Origin of the sequence: Streptomyces sp. NBC_01478 (assembly GCF_036227225.1) — a bacterium.
Taxonomy (GTDB): domain Bacteria; phylum Actinomycetota; class Actinomycetes; order Streptomycetales; family Streptomycetaceae; genus Streptomyces.
In genome coordinates this window covers 4,802,796-4,823,587 of sequence record NZ_CP109444.1, presented here as the reverse complement: position 1 = coordinate 4,823,587, position 20,792 = coordinate 4,802,796, and the positions used below count along the sequence as shown (strand labels likewise).

Genomic DNA, 20,792 nt, shown 5'->3' with positions numbered 1-20,792 from the left:
ACAAGACTCCGGGCCTGCGGGCGCAGGGGCGCGTTTGCGTCTCGCCTGCACGCCGGGTCGGCTCGGCGGCCAGCCCCTGGTGGGGACTTCTGCAAGAAGACGGCGGGTCGGCAGGAGGGCTCCGGGTCGGCAGGGAGGTTCCGGGGCGGGAGGGTGGGCCTGTGGCAGTCGGTCGGTCCTGCGCTGAGCTGGGCTCGGCCGTCCTGGGCTGTCCTGGGCTGGGTGGGGGTGCGGGCGGTGGGCCCCGTCCGTCGATCGGGTCTCTCGCCCGGGGTGCCGGTTCGCGGAAATGTGAGGGTCGGGGGTTGAGGTGTGGCATTTCCCGGCCCCGGCAGCCTTCGCTCCCGGGGCTTCCTTCCCGCCGCCGACGGTGTCCTGTCTGGAAGCTGGGGTCTTTCCTAACCGGTCAAAGCCTGTGACGGTGGTTAGTTTTACCCCCAGCCTCCAGCACCCACCCATCCGACGCCCACCAGCCGTTGGCCGCTGAGTCGACCGATCCGGTGTGCCGGCGAGGCGCGACCGCGCCCCTGCTCGCGCAGGCCCGGGGGCTTCATACGGAATCGCGGGCGGGTTCGGGGTCTCGTGCGGAAGCCCCACCGGGGTTGGCCGCTGAGCCTGCCCGGAGTGCTGGCGAGGCGTGATCGCGCCTCTGCGTCCGCAGGCCCCGGAGTGCTCGTACCGAAGTCCCCACCGGGCGTTGGTCGCTGAGCCGACGCGGCGTGCAGGCGAGACGCCAGCGCGCCCCTGCGGGCGCAGGTCCGGAGTCTTGCTCCGGAAGTCCCCACCGGGGGTTGGCCGCTGAGCCTGCCCGGTGTGCAGGCGAGACGCGAACACGTCCCTGCGCGCGCAGGCCTGGGGTCTGGTACGGAAGTTCCTGCCCGCCGTTGGCCGCTGAGCCGACCCGGCGTGCCGGCGAGGCGTGAACGCGCCCCTGCGCACGCAGGCCCGGGGTCTCGTACGGAAGTCCCCACTCGCCGTTGGCCGCTAAGCCTGCCCGGCGTGCAGGCGAGACGCCAGCGCGCCCCCTCCATCCCGGCCGGGAACGCAGCTCACCCAAGGGAACTAGTGCGTCGGCCACCCATTCCTCCGGGCCGCTCGCTCGCTTCTGAAACGGGCTGGAGCGGACCGAGTCAAGGGTGGAGCGGAGCGGAATCGGCGTAGCCGACGCGACCGTAGGGAGCGCCCTTTACTCGGGTCGTGGAAGCCCGACACTGGCAAAGAAGCGAGTGGCCCAACGTTCACTGAAAAACGCCGGGAACACGAAAGGGCCGCCACACCCCGGAGAAGGATGCGGCGGCCCTCCGCCAAACCGTCGTAGACGAACGTCAGTGCACGTCGCCCATCAGTTCCTTGACCTTCTTGCGGTACATCCATACCGCCGCGCCCGCGAGGACCGCGAGGGCGGCCTGTAGGGCGACGATGCCCGTCTTGTTGAGGTCGACGCCGGCGATGGACAGGAGGCCCGTCGTGGCGTCGCCCGCCGTGACCGCGAGGAACCAGACGCCCATCATCTGGGAGGCGTACTTCGCGGGAGCCATCTTCGTGGTGACGGACAGGCCGACGGGGGAGAGGGTCAACTCGCCGACCGTCTGGACGAAGTAGATCGCCACCAGCCACATCGCCGCCGCCTTGTGACCGCCGTCGGCGATCGCGAGCGGGGCCAGGAAGAGGAAGAAGGACGCGCCGATCAGGACCAGGCCCATCGCGAACTTCGTCGCCGTGCTCGGCTCCTTGCCGCGGCGGGCCAGCGCCAGCCAGGCCCAGGCGAAGACCGGGGCCAGGGCCATGATGAGGACCGGGTTGACCGACTGGTACCAGGAGATCGGGAAGTTCCAGCCGAAGACGGTGTTCTTCGCGGAGGAGTCGGCGAACAGGGACACCGTCGAGCCGCCCTGGTCGTAGATCATCCAGAAGACGGCCGCCGCGACGAAGAACCAGATGTACGCGGACATCTTCGACTGCTCGGCCCGGTCGAGGTCCTTGTCGCGCTTGATGCGGGCGATGACCAGGACGGGGATGAGCAGGCCGGCGATGGTGATCGGGACCAGCAGCCAGTTCAGCGTGTAGTGGCCGGAGAAGCCGACGATCGCGTAGAAGACGACGGCGACGGCCGCCCACAGGCCCGACTTGCGCAGCGTGGCCGCCTTCTCCTCGGCGGACAGCGGCGTGGGGATGATGTCCGAGCGGGAGCTGAGGTGGCGCGTGCCGATCAGGTACTGGGCGAGGCCGATGGCCATGCCGACCGCGGCGAGCGCGAAGCCGAGGTGCCAGTTGTAGTTCTCGCCGACGGTGCCGATCATCAGCGGTGCGGCGAAGGCTCCGATGTTGATGCCGATGTAGAAGAGCGTGAAGCCGCCGTCACGGCGCGGGTCGTCCGGGCCCTCGTAGAGGTGGCCGACCATCGTGGAGATGTTGGCCTTGAGGAGACCCGAGCCCACCGCCACCAGGCCGAGGCCCGCGAAGAACGTGCCCGAGGAGGGGAGGGCGAGCGTCAGGTGGCCGAGCATGATGATCACGCCCGCGACGGCGACCGTCTTGCGGGGGCCGAGGACACGGTCCGCGAACCAGCCGCCGGGCAGGGCGAGCAGGTACACGAGCGACAGGTACACCGAGTAGATCGCGGTCGCGGTGGCCGCACTCATGTGCAGGCCGCCCGGTGCCACCAGGTACAGCGGGAGCAGAGCCTTCATGCCGTAGTAGGAGAATCGCTCCCACATCTCGGTCATGAAGAGAGTGGCCAGTCCGCGGGGGTGGCCGAAGAAGGTCTTCTCGGAACCGGGGGTGCCCGGAGTCACCGAGTCCTTCGTCAGGCTGGACGCCATGGTCGTTCCTTGCTGGTCGGGCCGTACTGGTCGGCAGGGCCGCACACAAAAGAGACCTTCAGCTATGAATGCTCGCCAAAGGTCCCCAGTGTCACTACGGGCGGTCCAGTCACCATACGGCAGGACACTGCCGGATATGGAAGGACTTGAGACATCGATCACAGGAAGAAGTGGAACCGCGGCCGACTTTTCTAAGGTGAATACAAGGATCACATCCCACAGGCACAGGTTCGGACCAGATTCTTCACGGCCGCGAATCCGACTTGCCCAAAGGTAAGAATCACTCGCGGCGATCACACCTCGACCGCTGTCCGAGGCGGACTACCATCACCTCATGACCCGTGTACTGCTCGCCGAGGACGACGCGTCCATCTCGGAGCCGCTGGCCCGCGCTTTGCGACGGGAAGGTTACGAGGTCGAGGTGCGCGAGGACGGACCTACCGCCCTCGATGCCGGCATCCAGGGCGGCATCGACCTGTGTGTCCTGGACCTGGGCCTGCCCGGCATGGACGGCCTGGAAGTGGCCCGCCGACTGCGCGCCGAGGGCCACACCGTCCCGATCCTCATCCTGACCGCGCGCGCCGACGAGGTGGACACCGTCGTCGGCCTCGACGCGGGCGCCGACGACTACGTCACCAAACCCTTCCGGCTCGCCGAACTGCTCGCCCGTGTCCGGGCCCTGCTCCGGCGCGGCGCCGCGGAGCCGGCGCAGCCGCCGGCCACGCACGGGGTGCGGATCGACGTCGAGTCACACCGTGCGTGGATGGGTGACGAGGAACTCCAGCTCACCGCCAAGGAGTTCGACCTGCTGCGCGTTCTCGTGCGGGACGCCGGGCGGGTCGTCACGCGCGACCAGTTGATGCGCGAGGTCTGGGACACGACGTGGTGGTCGTCGACCAAGACGCTCGACATGCACATCTCCTGGCTGCGGAAGAAGCTCGGTGACGATGCGGCGAACCCTCGGTACATCGCCACGGTGCGGGGTGTCGGGTTCCGGTTCGAAAAGAGCTAGGTCGGCTACGCGCGTTGCGCCTGCGCCGTGGGTGGCTCGTGTGGTGTGCGCGACCGGCCGTTGTGTAGGGCTGGTCGCGCCGTTCCCCGCGCCCCTTTCGGGGCGCTGACAGTCGCCGTTTCTCGGAGAGTGCCGTGCGTCGTCGTCTTATTCAGTCCACGCTTGCCGTGGTGCTCGTCGTCATCGCCGTGTTCGGTGTGTCCCTCGTCATCGTCGAGACGCGCACGATCAGCAACAGCGCCCAGGAACGCGTGGATTCCGAGGCGCTCCGGCTGGCCAGCATCGTGGACAGCCGGATTCTCGGGGCGGAGATCGTCGACTCCGAGGTGCTGCGCACGCAGGTCACGGAGGACCGGTACGCCGTGATCCGGATCCCGGGCGACCCGGTGATCGCGGTCGGCACCAAGCCGGCGGGTGACGTCATCCGCTCCACCGCCAAGGGCGAGGAGGGCGAGACGGTCACCGTGATGGAGCCGCGCTCGACCGTCACCCGTGAGGTCGGGCGGACGCTGCTCATCATCGGTGCCGTCGCGCTGCTCGCCGTGGTCGCCGCCGTCCTGCTCGCCGTACGGCAGGCCAACCGGCTCGCCTCGCCGCTCACCGACCTCGCGGAAACCGCCGAGCGGCTCGGTTCCGGTGACCCGCGCCCCCGGCACAAGCGGTACAGCGTCCCGGAGCTGGACCGGGTCGCCGATGTCCTCGACTCCTCCGCCGAGCGCATCGCCCGCATGCTCACCGCCGAACGCAGGCTCGCCGCCGACGCATCGCATCAGTTGCGTACGCCGCTGACCGCGCTGTCCATGCGGCTGGAGGAGATCACCCTCACCGACGACCCGGACACGGTGAAGGAGGAGGCGACGATCGCGCTGACGCAGGTCGAGCGGCTCACGGACGTCGTGGAGCGGCTGCTGACGAACGCGCGTGACCCCCGTACCGGCTCCGCCGTCGCCTTCGACCTCGACGAGGTCATCCAGCAGCAGCTCGCCGAGTGGCGCCCCGCCTACCGCAGCTCAGGCCGCGCGATCGTCAGCTCGGGCAAGCGGCATCTCCAGGCCGTCGGTACGCCGGGGGCGGTGGCGCAGGTGCTGGCCGCGTTGATCGAGAACTCGCTCATGCACGGCGGCGGCACGGTCGCCCTGCGCACCCGCGTCACCGGCAACCAGGCCGTCGTAGAAGTCACGGACGAGGGTCCGGGGGTGCCGACCGACCTCGGCGCCCGGATCTTCGAGCGCACGATCAGCGGTCGTAACTCCACGGGGATCGGTCTCGCGGTCGCCCGTGACCTCGCGGAGGCGGACGGCGGCCGGCTGGAGATGCTGCAACTGCAGCCGCCGGTGTTCGGGCTGTTCCTGTCGCGGACGCCGCCTGCGAAGCGGGCGCTGGTGGACGACGAGGAGCCCACGGTCCGCTGAGCCCCAAGGGGGGCGATTCAGCTCACGTGCTGCTTGGGGCGGGGCTGCGGCTCCGGCGTGGGCTCAGGGAAGGGGCCCGCGATCGGGGCAGCCCCGGCCTCCGGGAGATCCTCGTCCTCGGCAGGCAGCGCCTTGAAGACCCAGCTCCGGTACGACCAGAAGCGGAACAGCGTCGCGATGCCGATGCCGAGCACCTTGAAGACGTTGCGCTGCAGCGAGCTGTCCCAGCCGAAGCCGTAGATCGCCGCGAACAGGACGCCGTTCTCGATCACCAGGCCGACCAGGCTGAACGCCAGGAACAGGCTGAGTTCCTTGGTGCGGGCGCTCTTGTCGCGGTCACGGTAGGTGAAGTAGCGGAAGCCGACGTAGTTGCACCCGATGGCGACGATCGTCGCGATCACATTGGCGCGCACGGCCTGCAGGCTGGTCAGATGCCACAGCAGGTTGGAGACCGCGAAGTTCACCACGGTGCCCACCACGCCCACCGCGCCGAACTTGGCGATCTCGCGCGCGAGCCGTTTGAAAGGCCCTTCGGAACCACGTTCCATCGGTGTGCAGGCCCCTGTCATCTCGGATTCGTCGACCCAGCCATGCTAACCACCGCTTTCCCCCGCCGCCCGTGAAGCCGCTCACAGGTTGGGAAGAGACCCGGAAAAGGACGGTAAGAGGCACGGAAATCGGGCGCCCCGGCGTGACCGATACCCTGGGGGAGTGACGTTCCCGGTAGTCGGCATGGTCGGCGGGGGGCAGCTCGCTCGTATGACACACGAGGCGGGCGTCCCGCTCGGCATCAAATTCAAGCTTCTGAGTGACACCCCGCAGGATTCCGCGGCGCAGGTCGTCGGCGATGTCGTCATCGGCGACTACCGCGACCTCGACACGCTGCGCGACTTCGCGCGGGGCTGCGATGTGATCACCTTCGATCACGAACACGTACCCACCGAGCATCTGCGCGCCCTGGAGGCGGACGGCATCCCCGTACGCCCCGGCCCGGACGCGCTCGTGCACGCCCAGGACAAGGGCGTGATGCGCGCGAAGCTCATGGAGATCGGCGTGCCGTGCCCGAGGCACCGGATCGTGAGCGATCCGGCGGACGTGGTCGCGTTCGCGGCCGAGGGGGACGGTTTCCCCGTGGTCCTCAAGACCGTCCGCGGTGGCTACGACGGCAAGGGCGTATGGGTCGTCGAGTCGGCAGAGGAGGCCGCAGACCCCTTCCGGGCCGGCGTCCCGGTACTCGCCGAGGAGAAGGTCGACTTCGTACGGGAGCTGGCGGCGAACGTCGTACGCTCCCCGCACGGCCAGGCCGTCGCCTACCCGGTCGTCGAGTCCCAGCAGGTGGGCGGCGTCTGTGACACGGTCATCGCGCCCGCCCCCGACCTCGACGAGTCCCTCGCCCTGCGCGCCGAGGAGATGGCGCTGCGCATCGCCAAGGAGCTCGGGGTCGTCGGCCATCTCGCCGTCGAGCTGTTCCAGACCTCCGACGGCCGCATCCTCGTCAACGAACTGGCCATGCGCCCGCACAACTCCGGCCACTGGACCCAGGACGGCGCGATCACCAGCCAGTTCGCCAACCACCTGCGCGCGGTCCTCGACCTCCCGCTCGGCGATCCACGCGCACGTGCCCCCTGGACGGTCATGTGTAACGTGCTGGGCGGCGACTACCCGGACATGTACTCCGCGTATCTGCACTGCATGGCCCGGGACCCGCAGTTGAAGATCCATATGTACGGCAAGGACGTGAAACCCGGCCGCAAGGTGGGCCACGTCAACACCTACGGCGACGACCTGGACGACGTCCTGGACCGCGCCCGTCACGCAGCCGGCTATCTGAGAGGCACGATCACCGAATGAGCCCCGTCGCAGGACCCGTCGTAGGAATCGTCATGGGGTCGGACTCCGACTGGCCCGTCATGGAGGCCGCCGCGAAGGCGCTCGACGAGTTCGAGATCGGGTACGAGGTCGATGTCCTCTCCGCGCACCGGATGCCGCGCGAGATGATCACATACGGCGAGCAGGCCGACGGCCGCGGCCTCAAGGTGATCATCGCGGGTGCGGGCGGTGCCGCCCACCTGCCCGGGATGCTCGCCTCCGTGACCCCGCTGCCGGTGATCGGCGTCCCCGTGCCGCTGAAGTACCTGGACGGCATGGACTCGCTGCTCTCCATCGTGCAGATGCCGGCCGGTGTCCCCGTCGCCGCCGTCTCGGTCGCCGGCGCGCGCAACGCGGGACTGCTCGCGGCCCGCATCCTGGCCACCCACGACGAGGAACTCCTCGTCCGTATGCGGGAGTTCCAGCAGGAGCTGAACGACCAGGCCACCGAGAAGGGCAAGCGGCTGCGCGCCAAGGTCGAGAGCGGCGCCGGCGGCAGCGGCTTCGGCTTCGGGAAGTGACCGGGATGACGTCACTGGAGCAAGCGCGGGACCTGCTCCGCGAGTTCCCGGTCGTCGACGGGCACAACGACCTGCCCTGGGCCCTGCGCAAGCAGGTCGGCTACGACCTCGACGCCCGCGACATCGCCGTCCACCAGAACGCGCATCTGCACACCGACATCCCGCGCCTGCGCGAAGGCGGCGTCGGCGCGCAGTACTGGTCGGTGTACGTCCGCTCGGACCTGCCCGACCCGGTGCCGACGACGCTCGAACAGATCGACTGCGTACGGCAGTTGCTCGCCCGCTACCCCCGGGACCTGGCGCCCGCGCTGACCGCCGCGGACATGGAGGCGGCGCGCGCGGAAGGCCGTATCGCCTCGTTGATGGGGGCGGAGGGCGGGCACTCGATCGCCAACTCCCTCGGCACGCTACGGGGGTTGTACGCCCTCGGTGTCCGCTACATGACGCTCACCCACAACGACAACGTGGCGTGGGCGGACTCGGCGACGGACGAACCGGCGGTCGGCGGACTGTCGGCGTTCGGCCGTGAGGTCGTGCGGGAGATGAACCGCGAGGGCATGCTCGTCGACCTCTCGCACGTGGCCGCGACGACCATGCGCGCCGCGCTGGACACGTCGACGGCTCCGGTGATCTTCTCGCACTCGTCGGCACGGGCCGTCTGCGACCACCCGCGCAACATCCCCGACGACGTGCTGGAGCGGCTGCCCGCCAACGGCGGTGTGGCGATGGTGACGTTCGTGCCGAAGTTCGTGCTCCAGGCCGCCGTGGACTGGACGGCCGCCGCCGACGACAACATGCGCGCGCACGGCCTGCACCACCTGGAGACCACCGAAGAGGCGATGAAGGTGCACCGCGCCTTCGAGGAGCTCCACCCGCGCCCGATCGCGACCGTCTCCACCGTCGCCGACCACCTCGACCACATGCGCGAGGTCGCGGGCGTCGACCACCTCGGCATCGGCGGCGACTACGACGGCACGGCCTTCACCCCCGACGGCCTGAACGACGTCTCCGGCTACCCGAACCTCATCGCGGAACTGCTCGACCGCGGCTGGTCCGGGGCCGACCTGGCCAAGGTGACCTGGCGGAACGCGGTACGGGTGCTGGGCGCGGCGGAGGACGTGGCGCGCGCGACCCGGGCGACGCGGGGGCCGTCGAACGCGACGATCGAGTCCCTGGACGGCTGAGGAACGGCTGACCGGCGCGGCGCGGGAGCGCCCACTCCCGCGCCGTAGCCCGAACGCCCCGCCCACCAGGAAGCCCCCTCGCGGGCGTGCGACGGTGACCGTACTGCCGTAACGACGTACGGAGCCCGCCATGGCCGACCTCCAGGACCACCCGCACGCGACGACCGAGGTCGGCGAGCTCGACGACTTGGTCCACGAGCCCTTTCCCGGCGGGCCCTTCCCGCCGGACACCGCGGAACCGTACGACCCCGTCTCCGACCCGGCCGCCGCCCCGCTGGAGCGCGCGCACGCGATCCTCGCCGCGCACCCGGTCGCGGACGGCTACAGCGGGCTGCCGTGGGCGCTGCGGCACCTGCCGTGGTTCGACCTGGAGCTGGGGGAGAGTTCCGTGGACACCGATGTGCCGCGGCTGCGCGAGGGGCACGTCGGCGCGCTGTTCTGGTCGCTGCACCTGCCCGAGGGGCTGGCCGGGGACCGGGCGGTCGGCGCCACCCTGGAGCAGCTCGACCTCGTGAACACCGTGGTCCGCGCCCACCCCGAGGGCCTGCGGCTGGCGTACACCGCCGGCGAGACCACCGACGTGCGCCACTGCGGCCGTGTCGCCGTGCTGCTCGGCCCCGCCGGAGCCACCGCGCTCGGCGACTCGCTGGGCATCCTGCGCTCGCTGCACGCGCTGGGACTGCGGGTCCTCACGCTGTCCGGGGTGTCCTGGGCGAGCGAGGCCGGGCTGACCCGGTTCGGCGAGGAGGTCGTGCGCGAGATGAACCGGCTCGGCGTGCTCGCCGACCTCTCCGGCGCCTCCGACGGCACGGTCCGCCGCACGCTGGCGGTCTCCAAGGCGCCGGTGCTGTTCACCCGCTCCGCCGCCCGCACGCTGCGCCCGCACCCGGCGAACCTCTCCGACGAGCTCCTCGCCGCGGTCGGCGCCGCCAAGGGCCTGTGCATGGTGCCGCTCACGGCCGAGCAGACCGGCCCGTCCGTCCGGGACGTCGCCGACCACCTCGACCACGTCCACCGGGTCGCGGGCCGTGAGTGCGTCGCCCTGTCCGGCACCTACGACGCCGGCACCGCCCACCCGCAGGACCTCGCCGACGCCTCCTGCTACCCGAACCTCGTCGCCGAGCTCCTGCACCGCGGCTGGTCCGAGCCCGACCTCGCCCTGCTCAGTTGGGGCAACGTCCAACGCGCCCTGCGCAGCGCCGACTTCACGGCCCGCGCCGCGCAGCAGCGCCGCGACCCGTCGACGGCGAAGATCGCGGAACTGGACGGCTGAACAAGCGGTGCTACGGGTGGTCGATCCGGCAGAGGCAGAAGGGATGCCCTGCCGGATCGGCGTACACCCGGAAGTCCTCCTTGTCCTGCCGCTCCAACTCCCGCGCGCCGAGCGCCAGTACGGCACTCTCCGCCGCCTCGATCTCCGCCCAGGTCGACCCGGCGTCGAAGTCGAGGTGGAACTGCTGCGGCCGGTCCGCGCGCGGCCACTCGGGCGGGACGTATCCCTCCACCCGCTGGAAGGCGATCCGGGGCCCGGCCGGGATGTCGAGGACCACCCACTCGTCGTCGGCGGCGCGGGGGGTGCCGCCCAGGATCCCGGCGTAGAACGCGGCGAGCGCGAGCGGGTCGGGGCAGTCGATCACGGTGGAACGGAAACGGGCGACGGCGGACATGGTGACCTCCAGAATCTCCGGGATTGACGTCAGCAGGCGCAGAGGCAGAACGGGTGCCCCGCCGGGTCGGCGTACACACGCCAGGCACGCGAGCGGTCCTCGGTGTCCAGCGGCCTCGCGCCCAGCGCCAGGACGCCCTTCTCGGCCGCGTCCAGGTCCTCGACGGTCAGGTCGAGATGGAACTGCTGGGAGTCGCCGGACGCGGGCCACTTCGGCGGTACGTGCCCCGGTGCCTCCTGGAACGCCAGCGACTGCCCGCCGGGCACTCTCAGGTCCACCCAGTCGCCCTCGCCGTCCACGGTGCCGCCCAGGAGCCCGGCGTAGAAACCGGCGAGCGCGCGGGGGTCGGGACAGTCCAGGACGACGGCACCCAGCTTGGCGATGGCCATGACGGACTCCTCCTAGTTGCCTGGTTACCTGTATATGGCGTTAGCAGGTAACGCAGTTACTGCATGCTCCCGCATTGGAGGTAACGTCGCAAGCATGAGTGAGAGAGTTCCCGCGCCCGGCGACCTGGCCCTGATCGAGGCCCTGGTCAACACGCTGGACATCGAGGCGGGCGTCGACGCACTCGACACGGAGGACGGCCGTGCCCCCTTCGGACTCACGGCGCACCAGGTCCCGCCCGCCCGCGAGCTGCGCGAGTCCCTGCGCGCCACCCTGCTCGCCCACGCGGGCCACCCCGCGCACCAGGACGTGACCCCGCTCGGCCAACTTCTCGCGCGCGCCCCGCTGTTGATCGCGCTCGACGCCGACGACGGCTCTGCCCACCTCACCCCAGCCGACCCGGAACCCCTGCTCTCCCGCGTCGCGGCGGCGATCGCCCAGGCCCTCGTTGCAGGCACCTGGCCCCGCCTCAAGGCGTGCGAGGCACCGACCTGCCACTGGGCGTACTACGACCGCAGCCCGGCGGGCCGGGGCCGCTGGTGCTCGATGGCGGTGTGCGGGGCGCGCGCGAAGATGCGGCGTTACCGGGCCAAGTAGCCCTTACGGAAGGCGACTTGGGCGGTCCCGGCGCCGAGTACAGCCCAGTGGTGCAGAATGCAGCCAGACGCCGGTCCGGCCGACTGAGCCTCGGCCGGACCGGCGTCGCCCGTCTGCTCGCGCGTGATGAGGCGGGACGGGTCCCCGGGGCGGCCATCGTCCGGACCGGCGCCATCTGCCCAGCCGCGCGCGACACGCCAGGACGACCCACGGACCGGTGTCGTCCGGCCGACTGTGCGTTGTGCGGCGGCTCGGCCCACCGACCCAGCCTCGGCCGGCGTGGTGCCAACCGCCCGACCGTGGGTATGGGCTACGACGGCCCACCGGCTGGGCTCGGGCGCGGATCGACGTCGTCGTCCGCCCGGCCGTGCGTTATGCCGTGGGCCGGCCCATCGCGCGGAACGTCCAGCCGGCCTTCCGCCACAGCGTCGGGTCGAGCGCGTTCCGCCCGTCCAGGACCACCCGGGCGCGTACGGCCTCGCCGAGCGCCGCCGGGTCCAGCTCGCGGAACTCCCGCCACTCCGTCAGGTGCAGGACGACATCGGCGCCCCGCACGGCCTCCACGGCGGTGTCGGCGTACCCGAGCGTCGGGAACAGCCGCCGGGCGTTGTCCATGCCCTTCGGGTCGTAGACGGTGACCTGGCCGCCCTGGAGGTGGATCTGGCCGGCGACGTTCAGTGCGGGGGAGTCGCGCACGTCGTCCGAGTCGGGCTTGAAGGCCGCGCCGAGCACGGCGACCCGCTTGCCCAGGAAGGACCCGCCGCCGAGCGCCTCGCGCGCCATCTCGACCATCTGCCCACGCCGCCGCATGTTGATGGAGTCGATCTCGCGCAGGAAGGTCAGCGCCTGGTCGGCGCCCAGCTCACCGGCGCGCGCCATGAAGGCCCGGATGTCCTTCGGGAGGCAGCCCCCGCCGAAGCCGATCCCGGCCCGCAGGAACTTCTTCCCGATCCGCTCGTCGTGCCCGATCGCCTCGGCCAGCTTCACGACATCGCCGTCCGCGGCCTCGCACACCTCGGCCATCGCGTTGATGAAGGAGATCTTCGTGGCGAGGAAGGAGTTCGCGGCCGTCTTCACCAGCTCGGCGGTCGGGAAGTCGGTCACCACGAACGGCGACCCGGCCCCGACCGGCACGGCATACACCTCGCGCAACAGCCTCTCGGCCCGCTCGCTCCGCACTCCGACCACGATCCGGTCCGGTTGCAACGTGTCCTCGACGGCCAGGCCCTCCCGCAGGAACTCCGGGTTCCACGCCAGCTCGGCATCCGCACCCGCGGGCGCGTGCGCGGCGAGATACGCGGCCAGCCGGTCCGCCGAACCGACCGGCACGGTGGACTTGCCGACCACGAGCGCGGGGCGGGTGAGATGCGGGGCGAGCAGCTCGAAGGCCCGGTCGACGTACGACATGTCGCAGGCGTACTCGCCGTGCTTCTGCGGGGTGTTCGTGCACATGAAGTGGACGTCGCCGAACTCCGCGACCTCCGCCCAGTCCATGGTGAAGCGCAGCCGCCCGGTGGAGCCCTCGATGCCGGCGACATGCTTGCGCAGCAGCTCTTCGAGCCCCGGTTCGTACATCGGGACCTCACCCCGCTGGAGCATCGCGATCTTCTCGGGTACGACGTCGAGACCCAGCACCTCGAAGCCCAGTTCGGCCATGGCCGCGGCGTGCGTGGCGCCCAGGTAGCCGGTGCCGATCACTGTGATCTTGAGGGCCATGAATGCTCCAGAAGGTGTCCGCGGGCGATGCGCGCCCGAGCATAGTCGGACGTCCTGACGGGCAACTTTCCCCCTGTCGCCAAGCTCACGTATCCCTCCCGTGGGCGGGCCCCTAAAATTTGGGTTACTTAACAGTAATTAGCACCGTCATCACAGCGTCCTTGGAGCGTGAGAGACCTTGGCCGGATCGGCTGACTTCGACCTGTACCGCCCGTCAGAGGAGCACGACATGCTCCGCGACGCGATCCGCTCACTGGCCGAGGCGAAGATCGCGCCGTACGCCGCAGCGGTGGACGAGGAGTCACGCTTCCCGCAGGAGGCCCTGGACGCCCTCGTCGCGAACGACCTGCACGCCGTCCACGTACCCGAGGAGTACGGCGGCACCGGCGCGGACGCGCTGGCCACGGTGATCGTGATCGAGGAGGTGGCCCGCGTCTGCGCGTCCTCCTCCCTCATCCCCGCGGTGAACAAGCTGGGCTCGCTCCCGGTGATCCTCTCGGGTTCCGAGGACCTGAAGAAGAAGTACATGACCCCGCTCGCCAAGGGCGACGCGATGTTCTCGTACGCCCTCTCCGAGCCGGACGCGGGCTCGGACGCGGCCGGCATGAAGACGAAGGCGGTCCGCGACGGCGACCACTACGTCCTGAACGGCGTGAAGCGCTGGATCACGAACGCGGGCGTCTCCGAGTACTACACGGTGATGGCGGTGACGGACCCCGAGAAGCGCTCCAAGGGCATCTCGGCGTTCGTCGTCGAGAAGTCCGACGAGGGTGTCTCCTTCGGCGCCCCGGAGAAGAAGCTCGGCATCAAGGGCTCCCCGACCCGCGAGGTCTACCTCGACAACGTCCGCATCCCCGCCGACCGCATGATCGGCGCCGAGGGCACCGGCTTCGCCACGGCGATGAAGACCCTGGACCACACCCGCATCACCATCGCGGCCCAGGCCCTCGGCATCGCCCAGGGCGCCCTCGACTACGCCAAGGGCTACGTCAAGGAACGCAAGCAGTTCGGCAAGCCGATCGCCGACTTCCAGGGCATCCAGTTCATGCTCGCCGACATGGCCATGAAGATCGAGGCGGCCCGCGCCCTCACCTACCAGGCAGCGGCGGCCTCGGAGCGCGGCGACAAGAACCTCACCTTCCAGGGCGCGGCGGCCAAGTGCTTCGCCTCGGACGTGGCGATGGAGGTCACCGTCGACGCGGTCCAGCTCCTCGGCGGCTACGGCTACACCCGCGACTACCCGGTCGAGCGGATGATGCGCGACGCGAAGATCACGCAGATCTACGAGGGCACCAACCAGGTCCAGCGCATCGTGATGGCGCGGAACCTGCCGTAACGGCAAGCGAAGAAGGGGGCCCTTGGACAAGGGCCCCCTTCTTCATGTCACCGGTCGCGTCAGTTGCCGGAGACCGTGACCTTCTGGTCGTTGTTCAGCTCGTTCACCAGCGTCTTCACCTTCGCCTTGTCCCACACGAGGTTGCCGCCGGTGGAGCCGGAGATCGGCATGTTCATCGAGGTGCCGTCGCCGCCGCTGACGCCCTTCATCGCCCAGAACATGGACGCCAGGTCCCAGAGTGACATGTCCTTGTCGACGCTTAGCGAGTCCAAACCGGCGCCGAGGGTCGGGTAGAGCTTGAAGGGGTTCAGCAGGGTCCCCGGGGTCGCCACCTGGTGGGCCAGGGCCGACAGGAACTTCTGCTGGTTCTTCGTCCGCTGGAGGTCGGAGGCGGCGAACGCGTGCCGGGTCCGGACGAAGGCCAGCGCCTCCTCGCCGTTCAGCGTCTGCTTGCCCGCCTTGAAGTCGGCGCCCGAGTACGAGTCCTTGAAGCCCTTGTCGATGTCGATGGTGACCCCGCCGACCGCGTCCACGATGTCCGCGAAGCCGTTGAAGCCGATCTCGACGTAGTGGTCGATGTGCAGGCCCATGTTGTACTCGACCGTGCGGACGAGGAGTGTCGCTCCGTCTATAGCGTAGGCCGCGTTGAGCTTGTTCGTGCCGAGCGGACCCTTGATCTTGCCGGACTCGGAGCCCTGGAACTTCGGGATCGTGACGTTCGAGTCGCGCGGCAGCGAGATCAGCGTGTCGCCGCTGTCGCCCACGTGCAGGATCATCATCGAGTCGGTGCGCTTGCCCGCGGCGGAACCGGTGTGCAGCTTCTTCTTCTCGGCGGCGGTCAGGCCCTCGCGGCTGTCGGACCCGACGATCAGGTAGTTCGTGCCGTCGCCCGCCGCCGGCCGGTCGATCACCTTCGACAGGTCGACGTCACGGTTCAGCTTGGAGTCGGCCCAGAAGTAGGTCGCCACCGACGTCACGACCAGCAAGGTGACCAGGGTGATCGCGGTCCACTTGATACGACGGCGCCAGTTCGGCGCGCGCCGGGGACCCCGCCCGCCGTCCGGGCCCTCGGGTCCGCCCGGCCCACCGCCGCCGTAGACCTGGCCGGTGTTGTAGCCGTCGTAGCCGTTGTCGTAGCCACCCTGGCCGTAGCCGTTCTGGCCCTCGTCGTAGCCCTGGCCGCCCGTGTACGACGGCTGCGGCGGGACTCCGGCGCCGTACGGCGGGGCCTGCGGGCCGCGTCGTACCTGACGCATCACACGTGCGCTCTCCGGCTGTGCGTTCGCGCTACCGCGTCCGTACTCGTTGCCGCGGTTGCCGCCGGACCATCCCTCGGGCCAATCGTTCATGGGGCCCAGTGTGCAGGTTGCGACCATGCCCAATACAAGGGTCGTAGGAAAATCAGGGCACTGCTGTTGCGAAGCCAACACAAAGTCCGCAGATGTCCACCCCGGCATAGGGTGGCGTCCATGACAGAGCTGCCGGGCAAGCCGACGTCCGCCTCCCGGACCACGCTCAGCCACATCATGACCAACGCCGACACGAACCTGCTCGGCACGGTGCACGGCGGTGTGATCATGAAGCTGGTCGACGACGCGGCGGGCGCCGTCGCCGGGCGGCACAGCGGCGGGCCGGCCGTCACCGCGTCGATGGACGAGATGGCGTTCCTGGAACCGGTCCGCGTCGGCGACCTCGTCCATGTGAAGGCGCAGGTCAACTGGACCGGGCGGAGCTCCATGGAGGTCGGCGTACGGGTCCTGGCCGAGCGGTGGAACGAGTCGACCCCGGCCACCCAGGTCGGCTCCGCGTATCTCGTCTTCGCCGCCGTCGACGCCGACGGCAAGCCCCGCGCGGTGCCGCCGGTCCTCCCGGAGACCGAGCGCGACGAGCGCCGCTACCAGGAGGCCCAGATCCGCCGCACCCACCGCCTGGCCCGCCGCCGCGCGATCATGGAGCTGCGCGAGAAGCGGGCGGCGGAGGGCCTCGACGACTGACCCGCCGCCACGCGGTCAGGCGCAGCCGACCTCGTCCCCGGTCACCACCCCGAACTCGCCCTGCTGCACATCGGCCGCCCGCACCCGCGTGACCTGCTTGAAGTCGCTCCCGGCGATCACCTTCAGCACCGGCCCCTGCCCCTTCACCGCCCGCAGTTCGCTCCCGGGCAGCGCCGCCGCGAGCGATTTCGCGGACCGGTCCCAGCGGGGGTCGTAGGCCACGACGGTCCGTCGTACGGCGTGGTCGGCGGCGCTAGCCGGCAGGTGCGTCGTGCGGAAGCCGGTCGCCGCGAGGGCCGCGTCCACGCGCTTGCCGAGACCGCCCGTCGCCGTCCCGTTCTCCACCTGGACCCGGATCTGCTGCGGGGCCACGTCCACCTTCACGGCGTTCGCGTGCGGCGCCCGGCGCACGGCCAGCGGCTTGTCGTCGCGCAGGGCCTGGAAGAGCTTCGCCGCCTTCGGCTCGTCCCACTTCAGCGTGGAGCCGATGCCCTTCACGACGTACCCCATCTGCCCGATCGGCACGGTGGTGAACTCGGAGGACGAGGGCGAGAAGCTGCGCATCGCCCGCCCGAGGTCGAGGAGTTCGTCGGTGCCGAAGCCCTTGTCCGCGCGGACCGAGCCGAGGACCGCGCGGGTCACGTCACGGAACTTCAGCGGGTTCAGCAGCACCCCGGAGGAGGTGGCCTGGTCGATCAGCGCCGCCAGGAAACGCTGCTGGCGCTTCATCCGGCCGAGGTCGGAGGCGCCGTCGACGTGCCGCGAGCGGACGTACTGCAGGGCCTGACCGCCCATCAGCGTGTGCGAGCCGGCGGGCAGATCGAGACCCGTGTACGAGTCCTTGAGCGGCTCGGCGGTGCAGATCTTCACGCCGCCGAGGACGTCGACCGTGCTCATGAAGCTGGTGAAGTCGACCTCCAGGTAGTGGTCGATCTTCACGTGGGTCATGCTCTCGACGGTCCGCACGGTGAGGTTCGGGCCGCCCTCCGCGTACGCCGCGTTGATCTTGATCGGGTGCGGGCCGTGGTGCTCGCCGGTGGTCTGGTCGACGTGCGGGGGCGTCTCGGCGTAGGAGTCGCGCGGGAGGCTGACCACACTGGCCCGCTCCCGGTCCTCCGAGATGTGCACGATCATGATCGTGTCGGTGCAGTGGCAGGGCGCGCCGCCGAGGTGGTACTTGTGCCGCTCCGCCTCGGTGATCTTGTCGCGGCCGTCGGTGCCGACGAGCAGGACGTTCATGCCGTGGCCCGCGCGCGGGCGGTTCTTCATGTCCTTGAAGGGGTCGACGCGGGCGATGTCCGCGTCGAGGCTGGTGACCACCGCGTGCCCGATCCCGGCGGACGCGAGCACCACCACGGACAGCGTGGTCGCCGCCCGCATGGCCCAGCGCGGCTTCTTCTTCGGTCGTACGGGGGGCCGTGGGCGGCGCTGAGGGGGACGGGCGGCGGGGGAGCGGCGGGGCGGCGTGGGCATGGGGGACACCTCCGCGAGGGCCGAACGTGGGATCTTGAGCACCGTAGGCCCATACGATCTGATACCACCGCAGCCGCCCGGGCGGGGCGCGTCCGTGTCCCCCGTTCGCGGTAACGTGAGCCCCCTATGAACGCCATTCCCGACGTGCGACTCCCCGCCGTTTCTGTGATCATGCCCGTCCTCGACGAGGAGCGGCATCTGCGCGGAGCCGTCCAAGCGATCCTCGCGCAGGAGTACGCCGGCGAGATGGAGGTCGTGCTCGCCCTCGGTCCCTCGAAGGACCGCACGGACGAGATCGCGGCCGAACTCGTACGCGAAACTGCGTCTCTTGAAAACAAGCGCGTCCACACCGTCCCGAACCCGGCCGGCCGCACGCCCGCCGCCCTCAACGCCGCGATCAAGGCCTCCCGCCATCCGATCGTCGTCCGCGTCGACGGCCACGGCATGCTCTCGCCGAACTACATCTCCACCGCCGTACGCCTCCTGGAGGAGACCGGCGCGCAGAACGTCGGCGGCGTCATGCACGCCGAGGGCGAGAACGCCTGGGAGGACGCGGTCGCCGCCGCGATGACCTCGAAGATCGGCGTGGGCAACGCGGCCTTCCACACGGGCGGCGATGCCGGCTCCGCCGAGACGGTCTACCTCGGGGTGTTCCGGCGCGAGGCGCTGGAGCAACAGGGCGGCTACAACGAGGAGTTCATCCGCGCCCAGGACTGGGAGCTGAACTTCCGGATCAGGGAAGCGGGCGGCCTCATCTGGTTCTCGCCCGAACTGCGCGTCTCGTACCGTCCCCGTCCGTCGGTGAAGGCCCTGGCCAAGCAGTACAAGGACTACGGGCGTTGGCGGCACGTCGTCGCCCGCTACCACGAGGGCTCCATCAACCTGCGCTACCTCGCCCCGCCGACCGCCGTGTGCGCGATCGCGGCCGGCCTCGTGGTCGGCGCGGCCCTGACCCCGTGGGGTTTCCTGATCCCCGGCGGCTACCTCGCGGCGATCGTCCTGGGCTCACTCCCGGCGGGCAAGGGCCTGTCGCTGAAGGCCCGTCTCCAGATCCCGGTCGCCCTCGCCACCATGCACATGTCCTGGGGCTACGGCTTCCTCACCAGCCCCAAGTCCCTTGCGAAGCGCGTCATCGCGTCCCGGCGCCCCGCGGTGCTCAGCCCGTCCAACAACTGAGCACCGCCGCCCACGACGACCCGGACTACGACCAGACGTAGTTCGGGTCGACGTGCATGCAGGCCGTGGTGTCCGAGCCGTTGAGGGCGTCCGCCGACGTCGGGGTCGTGTCGTCGTCGGCCGGGGCCTTGTACGTGGTGCCGGTGCTCCAGTCCGCGCCGACGACCAGGGTGACCCCGGAGACGCTCGTCGACTTCTTCACCGCGCTCGTCGGGATGCCGAGGGCCTTGGCGACCCGCTGGGCGTCGCCCTCCAGGTCCGCGCTCGGATAGCGGACCACCGTGGTGGCCGCAATCGGGGTCGTCGACGAGTCCGCCACCGCCTCCTTGAAGCCCTTGCCGACGAGGAGCCCGGCGACCGCGGTCGCCCGCCCCCGTACCGCGCTCGTCGTGTCGGTGCGGGTGCCGTTCTCCACCTGTACGGCGATCTTGTCGTCGGCGGCGGCCGGATCGGTCGACGCCTTCACCGGGGTCGCCGTCTTCTTCTTGTCCTTGCCGTCCAGCGCGATGTCCTCACGGACCAGCCGGAACAGCTTCGCCGCGTCGGTCGGCTTGGGCACCACCCGGCCGCTGCTGCCCGAGTACTCCCACGGCATCGTCGTCATGGTGATCCGCTCGGTCGGAACCTTCTTCAGTTCCTTGCTCAGGTCGTACAGCTTGGCGACGGTCCCGAGGCCGTTGTCGACCGTGAGCGCCTTGGTGGCCGTCTCGGCGAGGCTGCGCAGCTTGGTCGGATTGCTCAGCGTGGCGTTCTCCCGCAGCTGGCGGACCATCGAGTTCATGTACTGGTGCTGCGCCTTGGTCCGGGCGATGTCGGTGTCGTCCTCGAAGCCGTAGCGCGTGCGCAGCCACTGCAGGGCCTGCTTGCCCTTCACGGCCGTGGTGCCCTTCTTCAGCTTCAGGCCGGAGCCCTTGCCGGAGGAGGTGTGCGAGTAGACGTTGGCGTCCACGCAGACCGGCACCCCGCCGATCGCGTCGGCCATGGACACCACACCGGCGAAGTCGACCATCATGAAGTGGTCGATGTGGATGTCGGTGAGCTTCTCCCAGGTCGCCACCGTGCAGCCGGGGCCGCCGCGGCCCAGCGAGTCGTTCGTGATGACGTCCGTCTCGGCCGCGTACGTCTTGCCGGTGTCCGGGTCCGTGCACTTGGGGATGTCCGTCAGGGTGTCGCGCGGCATGCTCACGACCGACATGTTCGAGCGGTCCGCCGAGACGTGCAGCAGCATCTGGACGTCGGCGCGGGGCGCGCTGCCGAAGGTGTCCTTCGCGCCGCCGAGCTTCTCGTTCTCCGCGGAGTCCCGCGCGTCCGAACCGATCAGCAGGATGTTCAACGGCTTCTGCCCGGCCGCGTTGGCCTTGGACTCGGCCGCCCGGTCCTTCTCGTCCCCGATGTTCAGGGGGTCTTTCTTGATGTTGCGGTTGAGGTGCTCGTAGTACAGGTATCCGGCGCCGGCCGTCCCGGTTATGACCACCGCGAGGACGATCGCCGACCAGCGCAACGCCCGCCGCCGACCGCCCTTGCGTCTGCCCCCGTCTCCGTCCGACGGTCTCTTCCCGTCCACCGGCGTGAGCGACATCGTGTCCTCAACCGCCGGCACCTCCCCACGCACGCTGCTCTGAGTCA

The 20,792-nt window shown here is 70.1% G+C and carries 18 protein-coding genes; 10 read left to right on the top strand and 8 right to left on the bottom strand.

Annotated elements, in window-relative coordinates; all coding sequences use genetic code 11:
• Window positions 1-1,325: 1,325 nt before the first annotated feature.
• Window positions 1,326-2,822 carry an oligopeptide:H+ symporter gene (locus OG223_RS21590; RefSeq protein WP_329251014.1) on the bottom strand — a complete coding sequence of 499 codons (1,497 nt, stop codon included), beginning with the start codon at window positions 2,820-2,822 and terminating at the stop codon, window positions 1,326-1,328.
• A gap of 334 nt (window positions 2,823-3,156) precedes the next feature.
• On the opposite strand from OG223_RS21590, the gene OG223_RS21585 reads away from it, so the two are divergent.
• Both OG223_RS21585 and OG223_RS21580 read left to right on the top strand, forming a co-directional pair.
• On the top strand, window positions 3,157-3,834 hold the full coding sequence (locus tag OG223_RS21585) for a response regulator transcription factor (protein ID WP_174447603.1): 678 nt from the start codon (window positions 3,157-3,159) through the stop codon (window positions 3,832-3,834).
• A 134-nt stretch (window positions 3,835-3,968) separates the two neighbouring features.
• Window positions 3,969-5,246 (top strand): ATP-binding protein, encoded by a 1,278-nt coding sequence (locus OG223_RS21580; RefSeq protein WP_329251011.1) that lies wholly within the window; start codon window positions 3,969-3,971, stop codon window positions 5,244-5,246.
• Between the two features lie 17 nt (window positions 5,247-5,263).
• On the opposite strand, the gene OG223_RS21575 is transcribed toward OG223_RS21580, so the two are convergent.
• A complete protein-coding gene (locus OG223_RS21575; RefSeq protein WP_329251008.1) occupies window positions 5,264-5,794 on the bottom strand; it encodes a GtrA family protein in 531 nt (176 codons plus the stop codon).
• A 163-nt stretch (window positions 5,795-5,957) separates the two neighbouring features.
• Here OG223_RS21575 and OG223_RS21570 point away from each other — a divergent pair, with 163 nt between their 5' ends.
• From OG223_RS21570 to OG223_RS21555, 4 genes are all read left to right on the top strand, one after another.
• On the top strand, window positions 5,958-7,097 hold the full coding sequence (locus tag OG223_RS21570) for a 5-(carboxyamino)imidazole ribonucleotide synthase (RefSeq protein WP_329251006.1): 1,140 nt from the start codon (window positions 5,958-5,960) through the stop codon (window positions 7,095-7,097).
• Window positions 7,094-7,636, top strand: a complete 543-nt coding sequence (purE, locus tag OG223_RS21565) for a 5-(carboxyamino)imidazole ribonucleotide mutase (RefSeq protein WP_329251004.1) — start codon at window positions 7,094-7,096, stop codon at window positions 7,634-7,636. The genes OG223_RS21570 and purE overlap by 4 nt, the downstream gene beginning before the upstream one ends.
• Window positions 7,637-7,641: 5 nt before the next feature.
• Entirely contained in the window at window positions 7,642-8,820 is a 1,179-nt protein-coding gene (locus OG223_RS21560; protein ID WP_329251002.1) for a dipeptidase, read from the top strand.
• Window positions 8,821-8,950: 130 nt separating this feature from the next.
• Window positions 8,951-10,093 carry a dipeptidase gene (locus OG223_RS21555; protein WP_329251000.1) on the top strand — a complete coding sequence of 381 codons (1,143 nt, stop codon included), beginning with the start codon at window positions 8,951-8,953 and terminating at the stop codon, window positions 10,091-10,093.
• Window positions 10,094-10,103: 10 nt separating this feature from the next.
• Here the strand turns inward: OG223_RS21555 and OG223_RS21550 are convergent, their stop codons facing one another.
• Together OG223_RS21550 and OG223_RS21545 are read right to left on the bottom strand one after the other, a co-directional pair.
• Window positions 10,104-10,487, bottom strand: coding sequence for a VOC family protein (locus OG223_RS21550; protein ID WP_329250998.1), 384 nt, complete (start codon window positions 10,485-10,487; stop codon window positions 10,104-10,106).
• Window positions 10,488-10,516: 29 nt separating this feature from the next.
• Window positions 10,517-10,876 carry a VOC family protein gene (locus OG223_RS21545; RefSeq protein WP_329250995.1) on the bottom strand — a complete coding sequence of 120 codons (360 nt, stop codon included), beginning with the start codon at window positions 10,874-10,876 and terminating at the stop codon, window positions 10,517-10,519.
• Between the two features lie 94 nt (window positions 10,877-10,970).
• On the opposite strand from OG223_RS21545, the gene OG223_RS21540 reads away from it, so the two are divergent.
• Complete coding sequence (locus OG223_RS21540; protein WP_329250993.1) at window positions 10,971-11,471, top strand: CGNR zinc finger domain-containing protein; 501 nt, start codon at window positions 10,971-10,973, stop codon at window positions 11,469-11,471.
• A 372-nt stretch (window positions 11,472-11,843) separates the two neighbouring features.
• Here the strand turns inward: OG223_RS21540 and OG223_RS21535 are convergent, their stop codons facing one another.
• Window positions 11,844-13,187 carry a UDP-glucose dehydrogenase family protein gene (locus OG223_RS21535; protein ID WP_329250991.1) on the bottom strand — a complete coding sequence of 448 codons (1,344 nt, stop codon included), beginning with the start codon at window positions 13,185-13,187 and terminating at the stop codon, window positions 11,844-11,846.
• Window positions 13,188-13,365: 178 nt separating this feature from the next.
• Here OG223_RS21535 and OG223_RS21530 point away from each other — a divergent pair, with 178 nt between their 5' ends.
• On the top strand, window positions 13,366-14,523 hold the full coding sequence (locus OG223_RS21530; RefSeq protein ID WP_043686057.1) for an acyl-CoA dehydrogenase: 1,158 nt from the start codon (window positions 13,366-13,368) through the stop codon (window positions 14,521-14,523).
• A 59-nt stretch (window positions 14,524-14,582) separates the two neighbouring features.
• Here OG223_RS21530 and OG223_RS21525 read toward each other — a convergent pair whose 3' ends face one another.
• Entirely contained in the window at window positions 14,583-15,872 is a 1,290-nt protein-coding gene (locus OG223_RS21525; RefSeq protein WP_329250988.1) for an LCP family protein, read from the bottom strand.
• A 120-nt stretch (window positions 15,873-15,992) separates the two neighbouring features.
• Here OG223_RS21525 and OG223_RS21520 point away from each other — a divergent pair, with 120 nt between their 5' ends.
• On the top strand, window positions 15,993-16,517 hold the full coding sequence (locus tag OG223_RS21520) for an acyl-CoA thioesterase (protein ID WP_329250986.1): 525 nt from the start codon (window positions 15,993-15,995) through the stop codon (window positions 16,515-16,517).
• Between the two features lie 15 nt (window positions 16,518-16,532).
• Here the strand turns inward: OG223_RS21520 and OG223_RS21515 are convergent, their stop codons facing one another.
• A complete protein-coding gene (locus OG223_RS21515; RefSeq protein ID WP_329250981.1) occupies window positions 16,533-17,990 on the bottom strand; it encodes an LCP family protein in 1,458 nt (485 codons plus the stop codon).
• Window positions 17,991-18,116: 126 nt separating this feature from the next.
• Between OG223_RS21515 and OG223_RS21510 the strand changes: the two genes are divergently transcribed.
• Complete coding sequence (locus tag OG223_RS21510) at window positions 18,117-19,166, top strand: glycosyltransferase family 2 protein (protein ID WP_329250978.1); 1,050 nt, start codon at window positions 18,117-18,119, stop codon at window positions 19,164-19,166.
• 25 nt (window positions 19,167-19,191) lie between these two features.
• Here the strand turns inward: OG223_RS21510 and OG223_RS21505 are convergent, their stop codons facing one another.
• Window positions 19,192-20,745, bottom strand: a complete 1,554-nt coding sequence (locus OG223_RS21505; protein WP_329265409.1) for an LCP family protein — start codon at window positions 20,743-20,745, stop codon at window positions 19,192-19,194.
• Window positions 20,746-20,792: the final 47 nt, after the last annotated feature.